The sequence below is a fragment of the Peribacillus sedimenti genome (assembly GCF_046237635.1).
GTDB lineage: Bacteria > Bacillota > Bacilli > Bacillales > DSM-1321 > Peribacillus > Peribacillus sedimenti.
This window is the reverse complement of record NZ_CP143547.1, coordinates 2,645,231-2,660,082: the sequence shown is the minus strand read 5'-3', so window position 1 is coordinate 2,660,082 and position 14,852 is coordinate 2,645,231. Positions and strand designations below refer to the sequence as shown.

Genomic DNA, 14,852 nt, shown 5'->3' with positions numbered 1-14,852 from the left:
CAGATATTAAAAAATGAACAGTACCAGATTAAAGGAGCGGAAATATGCTTGAATTCATGCCTTTGCTAGATCAAAGCTTACACAAGCCCTTATTTATACAAATTTATGAATATATAAAACAGGAGATCATTGCTGCCACATTAAAGACTGGAGAGAAGCTTCCTTCAAAAAGGAAGCTTGCAGAAAATCTTGGTGTCAGTGTTAATACTGTTCAGGCAGCATATGAGCAGCTGATTGCTGAAGGATATGTGGACAGCAGGATAAGAAAAGGACTGTATGTAGCGAAAATGGAAGATATTCTTCATCCGGAATTCATACCTCCTGTTACGGAGGGTAAACCCGAAGAGCTTATTAAAAAGATAAAAATAGATTTTAACTCAGGAAAAGTTGATACAATCCATTTTCCATACCCTGTTTGGCGCAAATTAACGATACAGTCGCTGCAAGAAGATAAGGGAGAGCTGCTTCAAACGGGCGACCCTCAGGGAGAATATAATCTACGTGAAGCGATTGCATCTTATCTCTACGCCTCACGGGCAGTAAGATGCAATCCGGGTCAAATCATAATCGGAGCCGGAACACAGGTGTTAACAGGATTACTTAGTATATTGTTAGGCAGGGATATTATATACGCTTTTGAGAATCCCGGATTCCATAGGACTAAATCGGTCATTAGGAACCAAGGAATCGAACTAGCATCGATTGACCTGGATGCAGATGGCATTTCAATTAAGGAGTTGAGGGTAAGCAAAGCCAGGGCTGTATTTATAACACCTTCACATCAATTTCCAACTGGTATTGTAATGCCGTTAGCACGGAGGGCGGAGTTATTGAAATGGGCAGACGAAGCTGGAGGATACATAATCGAGGATGATTATGACGGAGAGTTTCGATATAAAGGCAAACCCATACCATCCTTGCAGGGAATGGATTCAAACGGACGGGTCATATATCTTGGCACATTTTCCAAATCTTTAATCCCTTCGATACGATTGAGCTATATTGTATTGCCGATTGAATTAGCAATGAAATATCGAAAGGAGCTTCCCTTATATAAGCAATCGGTTTCTCGGCTCCATCAGGATACTATCTGTAAATTCATAGAAGGGGGACATTGGCAAACTCATTTAAATAAGATGAGGACCCTTTATAGAAAGAAGCAAAATTGTTTACTATCTTCTATCAATGATTTGTTAGGTGAGAATGTAACTGTAATGGGGGAGAAATCGGGACTTCATATCGTTTTACAACTCCGTAATACCCAAAGAACGGAATCAGCGTTAATTCAGCTGGCAGCAGATGCAGGTATCAAGGTATATCCAGTCTCAATTTATTATGACAATGCTTCCCCGGCGGGATATCCGGAAATTTTACTGGGCTACGGAGGCTTAACGGAAGCTGAGATAACAGAAGGCATTCGCTTGTTAAAAAAAGCTTGGGATTTATAATAAGATGGCAGATCAGAATTGTATAAGCATAATATGTTTACATAGATTTATACAGGCGCAATTTTGTAATCTTGTGCAGGCTGTACTTTAATTGCAAGGCTTTGTTAAACGACTCTGTTGATTTCTAAAGGGTGCCTTAGTTGAGCATTAAGGGAAAAACGGGTACAGAAAACAAAAAACCCCAAATTAATTAGAGGTTTTTTTAAAATTATCATTTATTGTTCTATCGATAGCTGTTAGAGTAGACTCGATATCGTCATATGTGTTAACTGTAAGTGTCTGGATATTTGTTACTTCTAAGCAATTATTTTTATAGCAAACAGACAATAACGGTTGTTGACTATTATCATTACGTGTTAAAGAAATCTCACAGTCGGAATACTGCTCTAAGGTTTTTAACATTGTTCTTGTATGGTCTAAAGACATATCGTCTCAGCCTCCCTTCCACTATGGGGGGAGGTGACTAAGCGAAGTCTTAAGTTCCCAACATAATATTTAATTGTTCTCACAATCATAACATAAGTACTTAATATCGTATAGTGTTTGATTATTCTAGGAGTACTCAAAGACCTTTTACTAACGGGTGTGTTAGTTGAATTAATCAAATAGGAATCATATTTAATGTCATTTTCCATAGTTTATGTTTCTTTTATATTCACTAAATTGCTCCTTGTTTTGCTTACTAGGAAACCATTTCCTTATATGGCTAGAGGAAGAGGGTGTGAAACAATATAGATTTTCTTTTTTATTTCAGAGCGGGTAAAATGGAAAATGTGTTTACATTACGAAATTTGTTTTAGGAGAAAAATCTATGAAAAGTATCATACGAAATTTCATCAACGGAATCCTCACTATAGTCCCAATCATACTGGTTGTATATGTTGTGTATAAGAGTTTCATGTTTTTAGACAGTATACTGGGCAATATCCTGAAGCCTCATATGAAGGACGACTACATACCCGGGATAGGTTTGCTTGCTACTATTGTCCTTATTACCCTTTTAGGCTGGCTGTCTACAAGATTTATTACTGGAACTATATTCCGTGTGATTGACCGCTTACTTGAAAGAATTCCTGGTGTAAAAACCATTTACACAGTCATCAAAGATACGATCAATTCATTCCTTGGCGACAAGAAATCTTTCTCAAAGGTTGTTTTGATTACAGTTCCCGGCACTAATATGAAAAGCATGGGATTCATAACAACAGAGGATGTTCAGAGTTTACATGACCCTTTAAAAGAATACGTCGCCGTATACATCCAACAAACATTCCAGGTAGCTGGATTTACCTTCCTCATTCCTAAGAAGGAAGTAGAAATCATAGATGTAAAACCTGAAGATGCAATGAAATTTATTTTGTCTGGAGGTATGACTTCTAAAAAAGAAAACCGGAAGGCAGATGAACAGTAAGGCATGCAGGAATCATTCAAGCATTTTGCCCACCTTGGTATATCTATTTTAAAAAACTATGGAACTCGTCCAGACCAGTCAAAAGTAACACTGTTGGTCACAAACAGTTTCGAACGCTTTCCAATTTGATGCACTTAAAAAGCCCAAGCAGGTAGACAGGCATAGTTACTTGCTCTTAGGGAACGAATATATACAATTATTTCAACCTATCTGGATGCCATTTAACGTTTTCAGAGCTTTTGCTGAGGGAATAGTTACATAAACTCTTTAGACAGGAGGTATATGGCATGGCAATCCATATTTTGGGAATCTACGATACGGAGCATGCGTTGGCAAGTGCCATAGAACATGAAAAATTCAAAGGCCATGACGGGCAAGGACTAAGTATTATCTCGAAGGATGGAGAAAATATTCAAGGACTGGCAAGAAGTCTCAAGGTCAATACAAAATTGGTGGGTTCCCAGGAGCTGGGTAACGAAAGATTCCTTAATTCCGTTAAAGCATTATTGATGGGCTCCGATTCGGGTACATCTTCAGGAATGGAAGAGATGAAAGAAATTCAATATTCCGATAAGCATCTTGAACAATATGCTCGAGCTGTGTTTGATGGAAAATATGTTCTTGTTTCTGAACCAGCAGAATTTGGAGAACAAATAAGGCAGGATGATAAAAACCTAAGCTGATAGCAAATTACGACACCCTGACAAACTGTCTATGGGTGTTTTTTTAAGCTGGAGTTACTCCCGTTGGCAGCGTCTGGCCTAAAGGATAATAAAAGGCTTTGTTGAACGGTCACAATTGTAAATGTCAAAGCAAGTATAAGAATACAATGTATCATATAACTTAATGTTTAATCATAGTTAACATAATAATATTATTGGTTTCGTCGCTGCACATTTTATCTGTCTTATCACATTTTGGATTAATTATAATGGTGTGAGTGGGGAGGCTGTTGCCTATGTATTTGATACCAATCTGTAAAGTTTAAATAATGGCTTTATTTAAAGTAACTTTAAAAGCCTTTTGATTTTGAAGTTGGAATCTAGAAGTCTTATGATTTAGCAGGGCACAAAAAAAACCCGGTATATTTAAAAGTAAATAATAAATGATCAAACCCAAAGGAGGGTTTGACCATTTATCCTGACAACCCGCTGCTGGCGCAGCGTCAGATGTCATTTCAGCGGTTTTCTACATCCGTCCTTGCCTTTTCATCAGGGATATCTTTTATGAAGAATGCAATAATTAATAAAATGATCAGGAAGATGATAGGTAAGTTAAAACCGATAGAGGGACCGAATTTATCAGAAACAGCACCTACAATCCAGCCTGCAAATGCTCCGCCGATACCAGAAGCAACATAAACTAATCCTAGAGCAGAACCGCCTGTTTCAGAGAGTTTTGTTCCTATGGCTGTTGCTGTAGGAAATAGCACCGACAGAAATAGTCCGGTCAAAGCGAATAGGTATGCCCACTCATTAGCAAAGAACTTGCTTATTGCTACTATAATAACAGCCAGAAGTGAAAAGGAAACAAGCATTTTCTTTTCGCCAATTTTCTCAGTCAACCAGCCGCCTGCTAAGCGTCCAACTGTAAAGAATATAGAGAAAGCAGAAAGGATGTTGGCGACTAACTTTTCCTTCTCCCCGGTAGTCGCATGATCTAGCTGAAGTGTTTTTAAATAGCTTGGAAAGAAGTTAAGGAATGAAACCTCAGTGGCCACGTAAAATACAAGGAATAACATGACAAAAACGAATTGTGAATTCCTGAGCATTACTTTAAAAGCTGAAAAACTAGCCCGTTCTGCTTTTCCCTTTGGAACTTCTATTGAGAAAATATAGATAATGAATGCTATTAGTAATGCCGTGATCCCTAAATAAAAAGTCCTCCAGGAGATATCTGCATCAAACATCCATCTTAATAATAAAGGGGTAGTAAACATCCCAACCCCGTAGACGCCCATGGTCAGGTTAAACATCATTCCCTGCCTTTTTGGAAAGGCTGCTGGAACGATTGCGTTAGACGCGACAGTCATGGCACCTAGACCAAATCCAACGACTAGGTAAAATCCTAAAAAGAATACAATCGTTTGTGCCAGGCCAGTTCCAACCAGGCCTGCAGCCATCACAAGCGTTCCTGCAATAATCATTAGCTTCAGGCCTTTTTTATCTACAAGGTATCCAGTTATAACTCCGGCAATTGTAAATCCCCACTGAAATATGAACACCACCAGCCCAAACTCATTTAAATCAAGGCCGATATCTTTTTTTACTTCTTCCAGTACAATTCCTTTTGTACTGGTCAAACCGCCTAATAAGAACATGGTAAAGGCCAAAATAAACAAAGCTGCTATATTTCTTCTGTTTTTCATTGCAATTTTCCCCAATCCTTTTCTATTTATACTAGTAACATGTCATACTAATTCCCTAAAAAAAGTTTTTTCAATCTACTTTCCGCTATTTACCATGCATGCAACAACAGTAAAGCCGGTAAGGGAAAACCGGGAATTGATTTCGAAATAAAAGACAGGGAAGTTTGGCGGGTCTTGTTTTTTCGTTCATTAATCCAGGAAACAAACCAGGATAATGGTGAATATTTGAAGGGGGAGTGTAGTTAAAACTCATAGGACATAATGGTTAGTAGAGTGCCCAGAGCTGAAGCATATGATATGAGTTAGAGAATAGAAATTTCCCATTCGTAAACCTTCTATAATAAGGCAAAATCCACTAAATTTTTAAACCAAGTCCCCTGAGCATAAATTTTACATAAAAAGGGTGGATTTCTTAAGCAAACTTGATATAATGTGTTTTGTTACATCACAATATATAAGGGTGGGCTAAGTTATGGGGAACTCATCATGCAGATATGTAGTAAATGCCGTAGGTAAAGGTGGAGAAACTTACCTAACCCATTGTAAAGATAAGCAAGCCTTAAACAAATGGATTGGCGACAATCAGGAAAAAATTATTATTGATGAAATCAGAATTGTTGATAAAAAAAGACACCCTATCTTTAAATGGTTTTCGAACGTTCTATCCAATAAGTAACAATAAATCAAGATTGTGAACGCAACAATGCTGCACTTCATTACCAGGGCGTTCTCTTAGTTTACGGCTATTAAAAACCATAAATTCAAGCATAGCACAGCAGGCGTTTCGATAGTTGCTATGCTTTTTCATATTGAAAAGTAAGTTAAAATACACCAGTGTTCCGTTAAGCCGATTGTAATCGTCATCTTTTCCAATCGAAAAGCAGCGGAATCGAATTTCAATCATCCGCTGCTTTAATGGTGTCAATTTCAGGTTACCTTGCTGATAAATCAATACAGATCTCTATTGTTTCATACTTAATTTAGCTCTAAGATATTTTCTCGATAGTAGCTCCCCCAATCAGGTTGTGACCCATCGATATCGTAAAAATCGTATTCTTTAGCAAGCTCCCAGGAACTGAGCGCTTTGCCAGTCTTTTTATATATAAGTGGATCAGCCGCCAACGCAGCAACCGCTCTTCCTACAAAAAAGGGTGTTTCTGAAGCAATGAAGTGTGGATCTGTTTTTGTTCCATCGCGCCAATTTTCCTCTGTTACACCGAATAATTCAAGCATGGCCTCCGACCGCAAAAAACCGGGAGTTACTGCAAGCGAAGTAACATTATATTCCAGAAGGTCCTTTGCCATTGACTGAGCCAAATGTATTGCAGATATCTTGGCAAGACTGTAATACAAATTACCCCTATAGTCGTAATTATGGCCGTCTGTTATTTCGACTACCAGACCCTTTTTATTTTTCACCATAAGAGGGACACCATAATAACTTGTTAACATATGGGAATGAACAGCCTGCTTTTGCATTTTCAAGCCATTTCGAAGGTTATGCTTCCAAAAGGGCACATTCCACTCTGTTAATGGATCGCCGCCCCAAATATCATTTACCAGGATATCCAACCTGCCACTCTGTTCTTGTTCAATCCTATTGAATAAGGAAATTACATCTTCTTCAACGGTATGGTCAACTCTTACAGGAATACCGATGCCGCCACGTTTAGTTACCAATTCGGCTGTATCCTCAATTGTTTCGGGCCTTCCCATTGACGACAATTGCCCCTTAACACTCCTGCCAGTAACGTAAACAATAGCACCTGCTTCACCAAGCATGGCGGCTATTCCTCGTCCAGCACCCCTGGTCGCCCCGGCTACTACCGCAACTTTTCCTTGTAATTTTTTCATAAAATACAACTCCTTTTTATACAGTTACAAGTAGTTTATACTCTATATATGACACCCATTGTCTTATTTAAAATAAATGGGAAGAGGGGACTCGAATGAGAGCGGATCGCTTAATGAATATAATGATTTTGCTGCAGAACAACGGAAAGATGACATCACGGGAACTTGCAGAAAGTCTCGAGGTCACAGATAGGACAATCAGCAGAGATATGGAGGCATTAAGTGCCTTAGGTATTCCTGTCATGTCGGAAAGAGGGAAAGAGGGAGGCTGGAGGCTGTTAGATAATTTTAGGAGCCGGTTGAGCGGAATGAAGTTGGATGAAATAAAGTCGCTATTTATTTCGCCGCCTGCAGAACATCTTAAAGATCTTGGTATACATATAAACGAAACACTGGACACCAGAAATAAATTGTTGGCTGCTCTTCCCAGTTCCTATCAGCAGGAAGCCCAGAAATTATGGGAAAGGGTTTATATTGATTCAAGCACGTGGAGGCAATCGAAAGAAAAAGCTGAATCGTTTCAGTTTGTGCAAATGGCCCTTTTTCAAAACAGGCGATTAAGTATTCTATACGAAAGCACCGATGGTACATCTCGGTCGCGTGTTATCTCTCCCTTGGGATTGGTCGCACAAAGCAATAAATGGTATCTTATTGCCCTTAGGGATGGAGAGATTCGGAACTATAGAGTTTCTCGTATTTTATCTGCAGAATTAATGGAAGAGTCATTCGAATGGCCCGAACAATTCAATTTAGCAGAATACTGGAGGAATTCCAAGAAAGACTTCATTAAAAGTCTGCCGGTTTTCAAAGTAGACGTAGAAATCGAGGCTGCGGCATATAGACGGATCAGTTTCAGTGGCAAATTCGTTCAATTTAGGGCAGATCAAGTTTTAAATCAAGATACATGGGTACCTGCGACACTTACCTTTCAATCTGAAAAGGAAGCAGTTGAGTTTATTCTGGGTTTTGCAAATAAAATAAAAATTATTCAGCCTGCACAACTCACTGGGAAAGTAATTGCCCAGGCTAAAGCTGCACTGGATTTTCATAGAATATAAACCAAGGACCAGGACATTTATATTTCATACTATTTAAACAGGTTAAGAAGGGTAGGGGTTCCACCCTATTTATTTGTACGAATGCCGTCTGATGATTTTAAGGAGGTTTTTATGAAGGTTAGGGAGCAAGGGATTGTTGTGGGGAATTTAGAGACAGGAAGAAAAAATTGCATCACCGATATAGAAGGGATCATGGTAGGGCATGTCACTCTTGATTATGCTCTGGATAAACAGTCAGCGGAATATGCGGCAACTGGAATAACAGCCATCCTCCCGCACGGTGACAATCTTTTTAAGAATAAGGTTGCTGCTGCCAGCTATGTGATCAATGGTTTTGGAAAAACTGCCGGGCTGGTCCAAATAAATGAACTTGGATTGCTTGAATCTCCAATTATGCTGACAAACACTTTTGCAGTACCAGCAGTTACGCAGGGGACGTTGGAATACATGCTTGAAAAAAATCTGGAAATCGGTGAATCCACTGGAACAATAAACGTTGTGGTCGGAGAGTGCAATGATAGCTACTTAAATTCAATACGGCTTTTCCCGATTAAATCAGAACATGCAATCGAAGCGATCCGCAATGCCTCTTCATCAAATGCAGAAGAAGGAGCAGTCGGCGCAGGCAAGGGTATGATTTGCTTTGGATATAAAGGAGGAATTGGATCTTCATCCCGAACCATTTCGTCGGAAAGGCAAACCTATACGGTAGGCTGTCTGGTTTTAAGTAATTTCGGTAAAAAGGAGGATTTTCAAGCAGACAAGTATATCCGCACAGGGCCGAAAGAAACTCCGCACATTAAACAACCAACCGATGGATCCATTATTATTGTCCTTGCCACTGATGCACCTTTAAGCCACAGGCAGCTTTCACGGGTCGCCAAGCGGGGCGGGATTGGACTTGGCAGGACCGGAAGCCATTTTAGCAATGGAAGCGGAGATATTGTCATTGCATTTTCAACAGCCCATAAAATATCTCATTTCACCGACGGAGCCCTTGAAACAAGGAAACAGATAAGGGATGACCATCCCTTAATGAATGATTTGTTTGCCGCAGCCGCTGAATCTGTAGAGGAAGCCATCCTGAATTCAATGGCCCAGGCACAACCTACCCTAGGGAGAAAAGGGAGAACGGTAGAGGCTAATCCCTGGTTTTCTTAGCGTAACATTCCTTGCCTGCGGTTGAGGTACGGGTAAAAACGATAAACAAATATAAATAAGATGTTTTATTGTAAAATGTGGAGATCATAATCAAACCCGCAGCTCTGGAGGAAATAAGGAAATATGAATATGGTGAGAATGAAGGGTAAGAATGGAAGACAGCTATATAGGAGGCTGTTCCATATATGCAGATCACAGCCTAAAAAGCCGCTGACGATTAAATAATAGACATTGAGGGGATACTACGGGTTTCAGTTTCATTGGAAAGTCAAAAGCTAATTTGATAGTGCTGCCCATGATTTTAAAATATTCACACGGCTTCCAGCTCTATTCTGACGAAGATGTTTACCGATATAATTGGGATCTTCAAAGACAGTAATAAAAAAGGGCTGACTAGCCCTTTTTTACTCTGTAATTTTTGTCAGCTTAGATGGATTGTTAATCTTGTATCTAATATCTTTGTTTAGCTTGCGGTCTACTATTTTCGCATCAAACTTAATTGCCTGACCAACTTCAAGCTCAGCTTTCTTTAGTGTATTACTATACCCGCACCAGGCCTCTCCAACATCAACCTGCTGGTCTCCTACTATCTTTACGTGTTCCAATACCATAATTTCATCTTCGGTTTCATTAAAAGGATTGTATTTGGTTGTAAATTCTTTAACCGTTGCTTGAAAAGAAACTTTTTCGGAAGGCAAATCAATCTTGGGTTTAGCAGTTTTCTTTTTTGTTTCCTTTTCATTCCGCTGTGTAGTTAAAATCTTTGTTTCGGGAACATTTCCTTCTTCAGGCAGTTCATTGTCCGGAGCTGGTTCAGCTTCCATTATCATGGATTCCTTTCCGAAAGATGGGCTCTGCATTTCCTTTAAGTATGAAGGATGAATGCAATGAAGAGCATCATTTGAAAAAGAAATCACGGCGGTTTCATGATCCCCATTAAGCTCATACCCCTTTATTGCGACAGTATAGGCTGTGGCACCACGCTTAAAGGCAAATTCATGCTTCGGGGTTTTGGCTGAGGCAGATACGAGGCCCCAATCCTTTGTTTTTTGGAAAAGTTCATTTTCATCATTAAATTGAATAAAATCACCCTTTGGCGGGATTGTGGTAAACATACGGGATCCTCCTACAATGCTAATAATCCCATTTTACAGAAAAACAAGTGAAAGTAAAAATGAGATTATTTAAATAGATAAGGTACTAAATAAATGCTTCCGCCCCTATGTCATAAGATTAATAAAAATATACTCATTTTCAGGAGTGAAGTATATACAAAACCGACGGCTTTTTGTCCTGCTCAAGCAGGGTATCATGCTAAAATCTCTTGCTGCAAGTAATAGTGAGGGGATAATGGCGTTTTAGACCAAAGGATTTGAGCAAGTAGCATCAGATGAGAATATATGTTGGTTAAGAATCACAAAAAAAGTATAACGGTTTTATACAGGCCCTTTAATAGTCGATATGTATTGGATAGTGGAATTGACCAGTGCGTGTCTTAATCTGCTGGGATCATAACTAATGGAGGGAAAAAATGCAAATTTGTATTAAGTTAGAGTACTTACGATAAGCACTGCTTCCTTATGCATCTATGGAAAGATCAGCCGTTTAGGGTGTAATTCACTGGGTATTAAATACAAGAAAGTCATTTGCGGAAGGAGGATAGCTATGGGCTCACGGAATGCCATACTGGGTACTTTTTTGGTAGCGATTGCTGCTTATTTGTTCAGAAATAAAGAGTCAAGGAATAAGGCAAAGAACATGCTCATATCTTTGGTCGATTCTGAAACAACTCAGACCCTAGAGAACGAAACCCAGAGAACGTCGACATCGCAGCAAGATGGCGGAGCGAAAACACAGGATGATGATTTATCCAGTGTAACAACATATCAAGAACAGTCACTGTTAGGTACTGATTTCGCTCACAAAAGAGAAGATGATGCCCATTCTCTGGCAGAAGCACCAAAATACTTGTAGATCAGAACCTGGATTTTTCCAGGTTCTTTTCAATACACTGGCGTATGGGTGCTTAAATAAATGCTGCCAGATAGATTTTTAAATTTAAGGTGGTGTTAAATCTGAAGTTCAAAAAAAGTTTGTTCATATTCCTCCTGTAACAATTACAGGGATGATTTTATGGCCGCCGGCAGTTGACTGAATATGAACATTTGCTGGAACGTTAGTAAGATTTAATAACAGCACACCATCAGCAGGAATAGGTAAATCTCCCAATCCAAAGTCTCTTATGCTAAGATTGATTGGATTGATCGAATCACTTGATGATGCTTCGACTTTTAACAATTGTGTGACATTGTCATAAATAGCAGTAGCTGTTATAAAGTCAACTGGGACTGCTCCTTTTATACTTTCCGGACCATCAGTTATATTTCTGACCGTTACTACACTAGGTGGTATTTCACCTGTGTACGAAATATGAGCAAAATAAAGTCCATTTTCACCTTTTAGAAAAGTTGGGACAATACCTGAGCCCGACACCTCTATTTGTTGTGGAGTATCATCGGACTTAGCAAATACATCAATAAACCCTCCAGAATTTTCGCTTTGCGTATAGGTTGTTCTGGAAACATCTACACCAGAGACAGTAGAAATTCTGCCTAAAATTGAAAAATTTCTGGTTTCAATACAGTTGTTTGGATTAATGCCTGGTGAAGTTGAACGATCTGGTGACCCAATTCCTATACCGGGCCCCTCGATCCTAAATATATTTTGAGGTTGACCAAAACGATCAACTAACGGACTTCCTATGACAGGATGCAGTACATTGGGGTCGCCAAGATATCCTTCCGGAGCTGCTGGTGCCACGGTAGGATCCCATCGTAAAAATGGGTGAATACGGCTGGTCAATGCCAGTTCAAAATTCGCCCCGCATAATCCTCCAATATCTTCAGTAAAATTTATTTCTCCAAAACCTCTTCTATCTGGGTCAGCAATGAAAGTCTCAACACCATAAGGGTGTGTGACTGTATACTTGGTGTTTGGCTGTAAACCGTCAACACGGATGCGAACGCGCCCAAATACAATTTGATCACTATCTCTAGGTATCTCACTAATAAACGCAGCCTCTAATGCTAAAACCAGCCTCGCCCTCCCGCCAGATCCGGTTTCCATTTCGGCTTCACCCAAAAGATAAAATCCCTCACTCGGAAAATTCGCTGGAAAAGAAACAGGCTGTGCCGGATTAGGTAAATCAGCTGGTGTAATACCTGAAAATGGGTCATTAGGGTTTACGTTTAATTGCAATCGTAATCCATTCTCATCTTTATACCAAGTGGGAAATCCATTTAACGCATTAATTGGACCTACTTCCAAATGAATACTCCTTTCACAATAGTTATATCTCCAAATGGCTATCCAATCTTGTCCCGATGAAATATTTTATTCATTGTTTGGAGATCCGCTTCGGCTCATACCTACTTGTCCGCAAAAAATGTTAAGACACTAAAAATGGCTATAGTACTGCCAGAATCGAAAAAATTTGAAAGGGTTAGGGGAATTTTTATGGTTTACAGGGGCTTAATACAAATAGCACTGGTATATAAGAAAATTCTATATAAATTATTTAGAAACTGATTCTTCACTCACCTTTGTCTTTCATCGCCTAAATGAAGAATCTTTATGCAGTTTTTTATGAGATTTTTCTCTATAGGATTTGCATATATAAACGGGCCAGATTAATTCGGCTGCAAATGGCGCAAGACATGAAATGTAGTTTTGAAGGTCCCTCTCCTTGAAAGGGTCCTTTGTAAAAATTTACATTTCTTGTTGCTAAAACTAATATGATTAGTTAATATATTAATTACAATAGTTACCAAATGAAAGGAGCTTGGTTTGTGATGCGTGTATTAAAAAAAGGAACTGTGTACCAACTCTCGTTTTTGACGAATTTATTCCCGGTTAACTGTTATCTTGTAGAAGAGGAAAATGGATTGACATTAGTGGATGCTGCTTTGCCTTTTAGCGCCAAAAAAATATTGGAAACAGTAAATCGAATAGGAAAACCATTGAAACATATTGTGCTTACTCACGCACATCAAGACCATATCGGTGCTTTGGACTTTATAAAAGCCAGTCATCCAGGTGCAGAAGTTAGCCTTTCACATAGGGATGCACTTTTACTGGACGGGAAAACGGAATTATTACCCGGTGAACCCAATACCCCAATCAGGGGCGGAATTCCTAAAGGAATCACAACAAGACCTGATACATTACTGGCCGAAGGTGATCGAATTGGATTCCTTGAGGTAATTTATACACCTGGACATACACCGGGTTCCATATCCTTATTTGATACCAGGAACGGAAGCTTGATTGCCGGAGATGCATTCCAGACAAGAGGGGGAATCGCAGTTTCAGGGACAATGAGGCCCTTGTTTCCATTTCCTGCCATGGCAACCTGGAATAAAATAGTGGCACTTCAAAGTGCAAAAAAAATACTTGGATACACACCATCCTTACTGGCAACAGGACACGGAAATATGCTTGTAAATCCATCTCAACACATTTCGTTTGCCATAAAACAAAGTGAACAGAAGCTTCAATTAGCCTGACAAAGGAGGAAAAAAGTTGTCACCAAGAATAGGATTACAGTTAGACACCATACTTGAAACTGCTGCCCACCTGCTAAATCAGGAGGGACTGGAACATATCTCTATGGGTACTCTTGCAAAGGAACTAAATATAAAAACACCTTCGTTATATAATCATGTGAATGGTCTGCAGGATCTGCGGCAAAAACTTGCCATTTATGGGCTAAAAAAGCTATACAATTCGATGCTGCGCTCAGCCATTGGTCTTTCCGGGGATGAAGCGGTCTATTCCGTAAGCAGGGCATACGTCGATTTTGCCCGTATGAACCCCGGACTCTATGATGCTTCAAATCGGGCTGCCGATAAGAATGACCCGGAACTTCATGATGCACAGAACGCCATTGTCCAGCTTGTTATTAAGGTTTTAGACATTTACGGATTTGAGAGAGAACACATATTGCATATGGTAAGGGGATTGCGGAGCATCCTGCATGGCTTTGCTGCTATTGAAATGGCAGGCGGGTTTGGAATGCCATTGGATATAGATAAAAGCATTTCTCTTACAGTAAACACATTCTTGTCAGGAATGAAGTCTTTGAAAACAAAGTAAGGAAAGGGAGATTTACGCATGTCAGTTCTTTTTTTTGTTCAAATGGCAAACATATTCCTTAGATTCATTAGCGAACTCGTGGTTCTCATCATATCAGGTTATTGGGGATATTCTCTCGGGAATACAGGGTTTTTAAGATGGCTTTTAGCTATTGGCATTCCGCTTTTTTTTGCCACAGTATGGGGAGTTTTGGGAGCACCTCATGCCTTGATTCAACTAAATCCAGTTCCCCATTTCTTGCTGGAATTAATTTTCTTTGGGCTGCCGATTATTTTTCTGATAGTGTTATCAAACAATAGTTTCGCACTGTTTTTAGGGTTAATCTTCATTGTCAATAAGGTTCTGATGGCAGTATGGGATCAATGACAAGACAGCACAGCCCTTATACCTCGCTGTGC

The 14,852-nt window shown here is 39.4% G+C and carries 14 protein-coding genes; 10 read left to right on the top strand and 4 right to left on the bottom strand.

Going from position 1 to position 14,852, the window contains the following annotated elements; genetic code table 11:
- Window positions 1–44 precede the first annotated feature (44 nt).
- From V1500_RS13180 to V1500_RS13170, 3 genes are all read left to right on the top strand, one after another.
- Window positions 45–1,448 carry a PLP-dependent aminotransferase family protein gene (locus tag V1500_RS13180; RefSeq protein WP_409299845.1) on the top strand — a complete coding sequence of 468 codons (1,404 nt, stop codon included), beginning with the start codon at window positions 45–47 and terminating at the stop codon, window positions 1,446–1,448.
- A gap of 811 nt (window positions 1,449–2,259) precedes the next feature.
- Window positions 2,260–2,859 carry a DUF502 domain-containing protein gene (locus V1500_RS13175; RefSeq protein WP_409299844.1) on the top strand — a complete coding sequence of 200 codons (600 nt, stop codon included), beginning with the start codon at window positions 2,260–2,262 and terminating at the stop codon, window positions 2,857–2,859.
- 287 nt (window positions 2,860–3,146) lie between these two features.
- A complete protein-coding gene (locus V1500_RS13170; RefSeq protein WP_409299843.1) occupies window positions 3,147–3,542 on the top strand; it encodes a general stress protein in 396 nt (131 codons plus the stop codon).
- A gap of 494 nt (window positions 3,543–4,036) precedes the next feature.
- On the opposite strand, the gene V1500_RS13165 is transcribed toward V1500_RS13170, so the two are convergent.
- The gene (locus V1500_RS13165; protein ID WP_409299841.1) at window positions 4,037–5,227 is read right to left on the bottom strand and encodes an MFS transporter; all 1,191 of its coding nucleotides are present in this window, start codon (window positions 5,225–5,227) and stop codon (window positions 4,037–4,039) included.
- 472 nt (window positions 5,228–5,699) lie between these two features.
- Here V1500_RS13165 and V1500_RS13160 point away from each other — a divergent pair, with 472 nt between their 5' ends.
- Complete coding sequence (locus V1500_RS13160) at window positions 5,700–5,903, top strand: hypothetical protein (protein ID WP_409299839.1); 204 nt, start codon at window positions 5,700–5,702, stop codon at window positions 5,901–5,903.
- Between the two features lie 299 nt (window positions 5,904–6,202).
- On the opposite strand, the gene V1500_RS13155 is transcribed toward V1500_RS13160, so the two are convergent.
- On the bottom strand, window positions 6,203–7,081 hold the full coding sequence (locus V1500_RS13155) for an SDR family oxidoreductase (protein WP_409299837.1): 879 nt from the start codon (window positions 7,079–7,081) through the stop codon (window positions 6,203–6,205).
- A gap of 95 nt (window positions 7,082–7,176) precedes the next feature.
- On the opposite strand from V1500_RS13155, the gene V1500_RS13150 reads away from it, so the two are divergent.
- Window positions 7,177–8,139, top strand: a complete 963-nt coding sequence (locus tag V1500_RS13150) for a helix-turn-helix transcriptional regulator (protein ID WP_409299836.1) — start codon at window positions 7,177–7,179, stop codon at window positions 8,137–8,139.
- Window positions 8,140–8,250: 111 nt separating this feature from the next.
- Window positions 8,251–9,300, top strand: a complete 1,050-nt coding sequence (locus tag V1500_RS13145) for a P1 family peptidase (RefSeq protein ID WP_409299834.1) — start codon at window positions 8,251–8,253, stop codon at window positions 9,298–9,300.
- A gap of 404 nt (window positions 9,301–9,704) precedes the next feature.
- On the opposite strand, the gene V1500_RS13140 is transcribed toward V1500_RS13145, so the two are convergent.
- Window positions 9,705–10,415 carry a hypothetical protein gene (locus V1500_RS13140; protein ID WP_409299833.1) on the bottom strand — a complete coding sequence of 237 codons (711 nt, stop codon included), beginning with the start codon at window positions 10,413–10,415 and terminating at the stop codon, window positions 9,705–9,707.
- Window positions 10,416–10,965: 550 nt separating this feature from the next.
- Here V1500_RS13140 and V1500_RS13135 point away from each other — a divergent pair.
- A complete protein-coding gene (locus V1500_RS13135; RefSeq protein WP_409299832.1) occupies window positions 10,966–11,274 on the top strand; it encodes a hypothetical protein in 309 nt (102 codons plus the stop codon).
- 123 nt (window positions 11,275–11,397) lie between these two features.
- Here the strand turns inward: V1500_RS13135 and V1500_RS13130 are convergent, their stop codons facing one another.
- Window positions 11,398–12,627: a hypothetical protein gene (locus V1500_RS13130; protein ID WP_409299830.1), complete on the bottom strand. Its 1,230-nt coding sequence runs from the start codon at window positions 12,625–12,627 to the stop codon at window positions 11,398–11,400.
- 524 nt (window positions 12,628–13,151) lie between these two features.
- Between V1500_RS13130 and V1500_RS13125 the strand changes: the two genes are divergently transcribed.
- Genes V1500_RS13125 through V1500_RS13115 form a run of 3 tightly spaced genes read left to right on the top strand, consistent with a single transcriptional unit; the run spans window position 13,152 to window position 14,820 of the window.
- The gene (locus V1500_RS13125; RefSeq protein WP_409305982.1) at window positions 13,152–13,865 is read left to right on the top strand and encodes an MBL fold metallo-hydrolase; all 714 of its coding nucleotides are present in this window, start codon (window positions 13,152–13,154) and stop codon (window positions 13,863–13,865) included.
- Window positions 13,866–13,881: 16 nt separating this feature from the next.
- A complete protein-coding gene (locus V1500_RS13120; protein ID WP_409299829.1) occupies window positions 13,882–14,454 on the top strand; it encodes a TetR/AcrR family transcriptional regulator in 573 nt (190 codons plus the stop codon).
- An 18-nt stretch (window positions 14,455–14,472) separates the two neighbouring features.
- Entirely contained in the window at window positions 14,473–14,820 is a 348-nt protein-coding gene (locus tag V1500_RS13115) for a YrdB family protein (protein WP_409299827.1), read from the top strand.
- Window positions 14,821–14,852 lie beyond the last annotated feature (32 nt).

Coding starts and splice junctions, on each gene's coding strand:
- V1500_RS13180 (WP_409299845.1), top strand. CDS start 45: ATGCTTGAATTCATGCCTTTGCTAGATCAAAGCTTACACAAGCCCTTA.
- V1500_RS13175 (WP_409299844.1), top strand. CDS start 2,260: ATGAAAAGTATCATACGAAATTTCATCAACGGAATCCTCACTATAGTC.
- V1500_RS13170 (WP_409299843.1), top strand. CDS start 3,147: ATGGCAATCCATATTTTGGGAATCTACGATACGGAGCATGCGTTGGCA.
- V1500_RS13165 (WP_409299841.1), bottom strand. CDS start 5,227: ATGAAAAACAGAAGAAATATAGCAGCTTTGTTTATTTTGGCCTTTACC.
- V1500_RS13160 (WP_409299839.1), top strand. CDS start 5,700: ATGGGGAACTCATCATGCAGATATGTAGTAAATGCCGTAGGTAAAGGT.
- V1500_RS13155 (WP_409299837.1), bottom strand. CDS start 7,081: ATGAAAAAATTACAAGGAAAAGTTGCGGTAGTAGCCGGGGCGACCAGG.
- V1500_RS13150 (WP_409299836.1), top strand. CDS start 7,177: ATGAGAGCGGATCGCTTAATGAATATAATGATTTTGCTGCAGAACAAC.
- V1500_RS13145 (WP_409299834.1), top strand. CDS start 8,251: ATGAAGGTTAGGGAGCAAGGGATTGTTGTGGGGAATTTAGAGACAGGA.
- V1500_RS13140 (WP_409299833.1), bottom strand. CDS start 10,415: ATGTTTACCACAATCCCGCCAAAGGGTGATTTTATTCAATTTAATGAT.
- V1500_RS13135 (WP_409299832.1), top strand. CDS start 10,966: ATGGGCTCACGGAATGCCATACTGGGTACTTTTTTGGTAGCGATTGCT.
- V1500_RS13125 (WP_409305982.1), top strand. CDS start 13,152: ATGCGTGTATTAAAAAAAGGAACTGTGTACCAACTCTCGTTTTTGACG.
- V1500_RS13115 (WP_409299827.1), top strand. CDS start 14,473: ATGTCAGTTCTTTTTTTTGTTCAAATGGCAAACATATTCCTTAGATTC.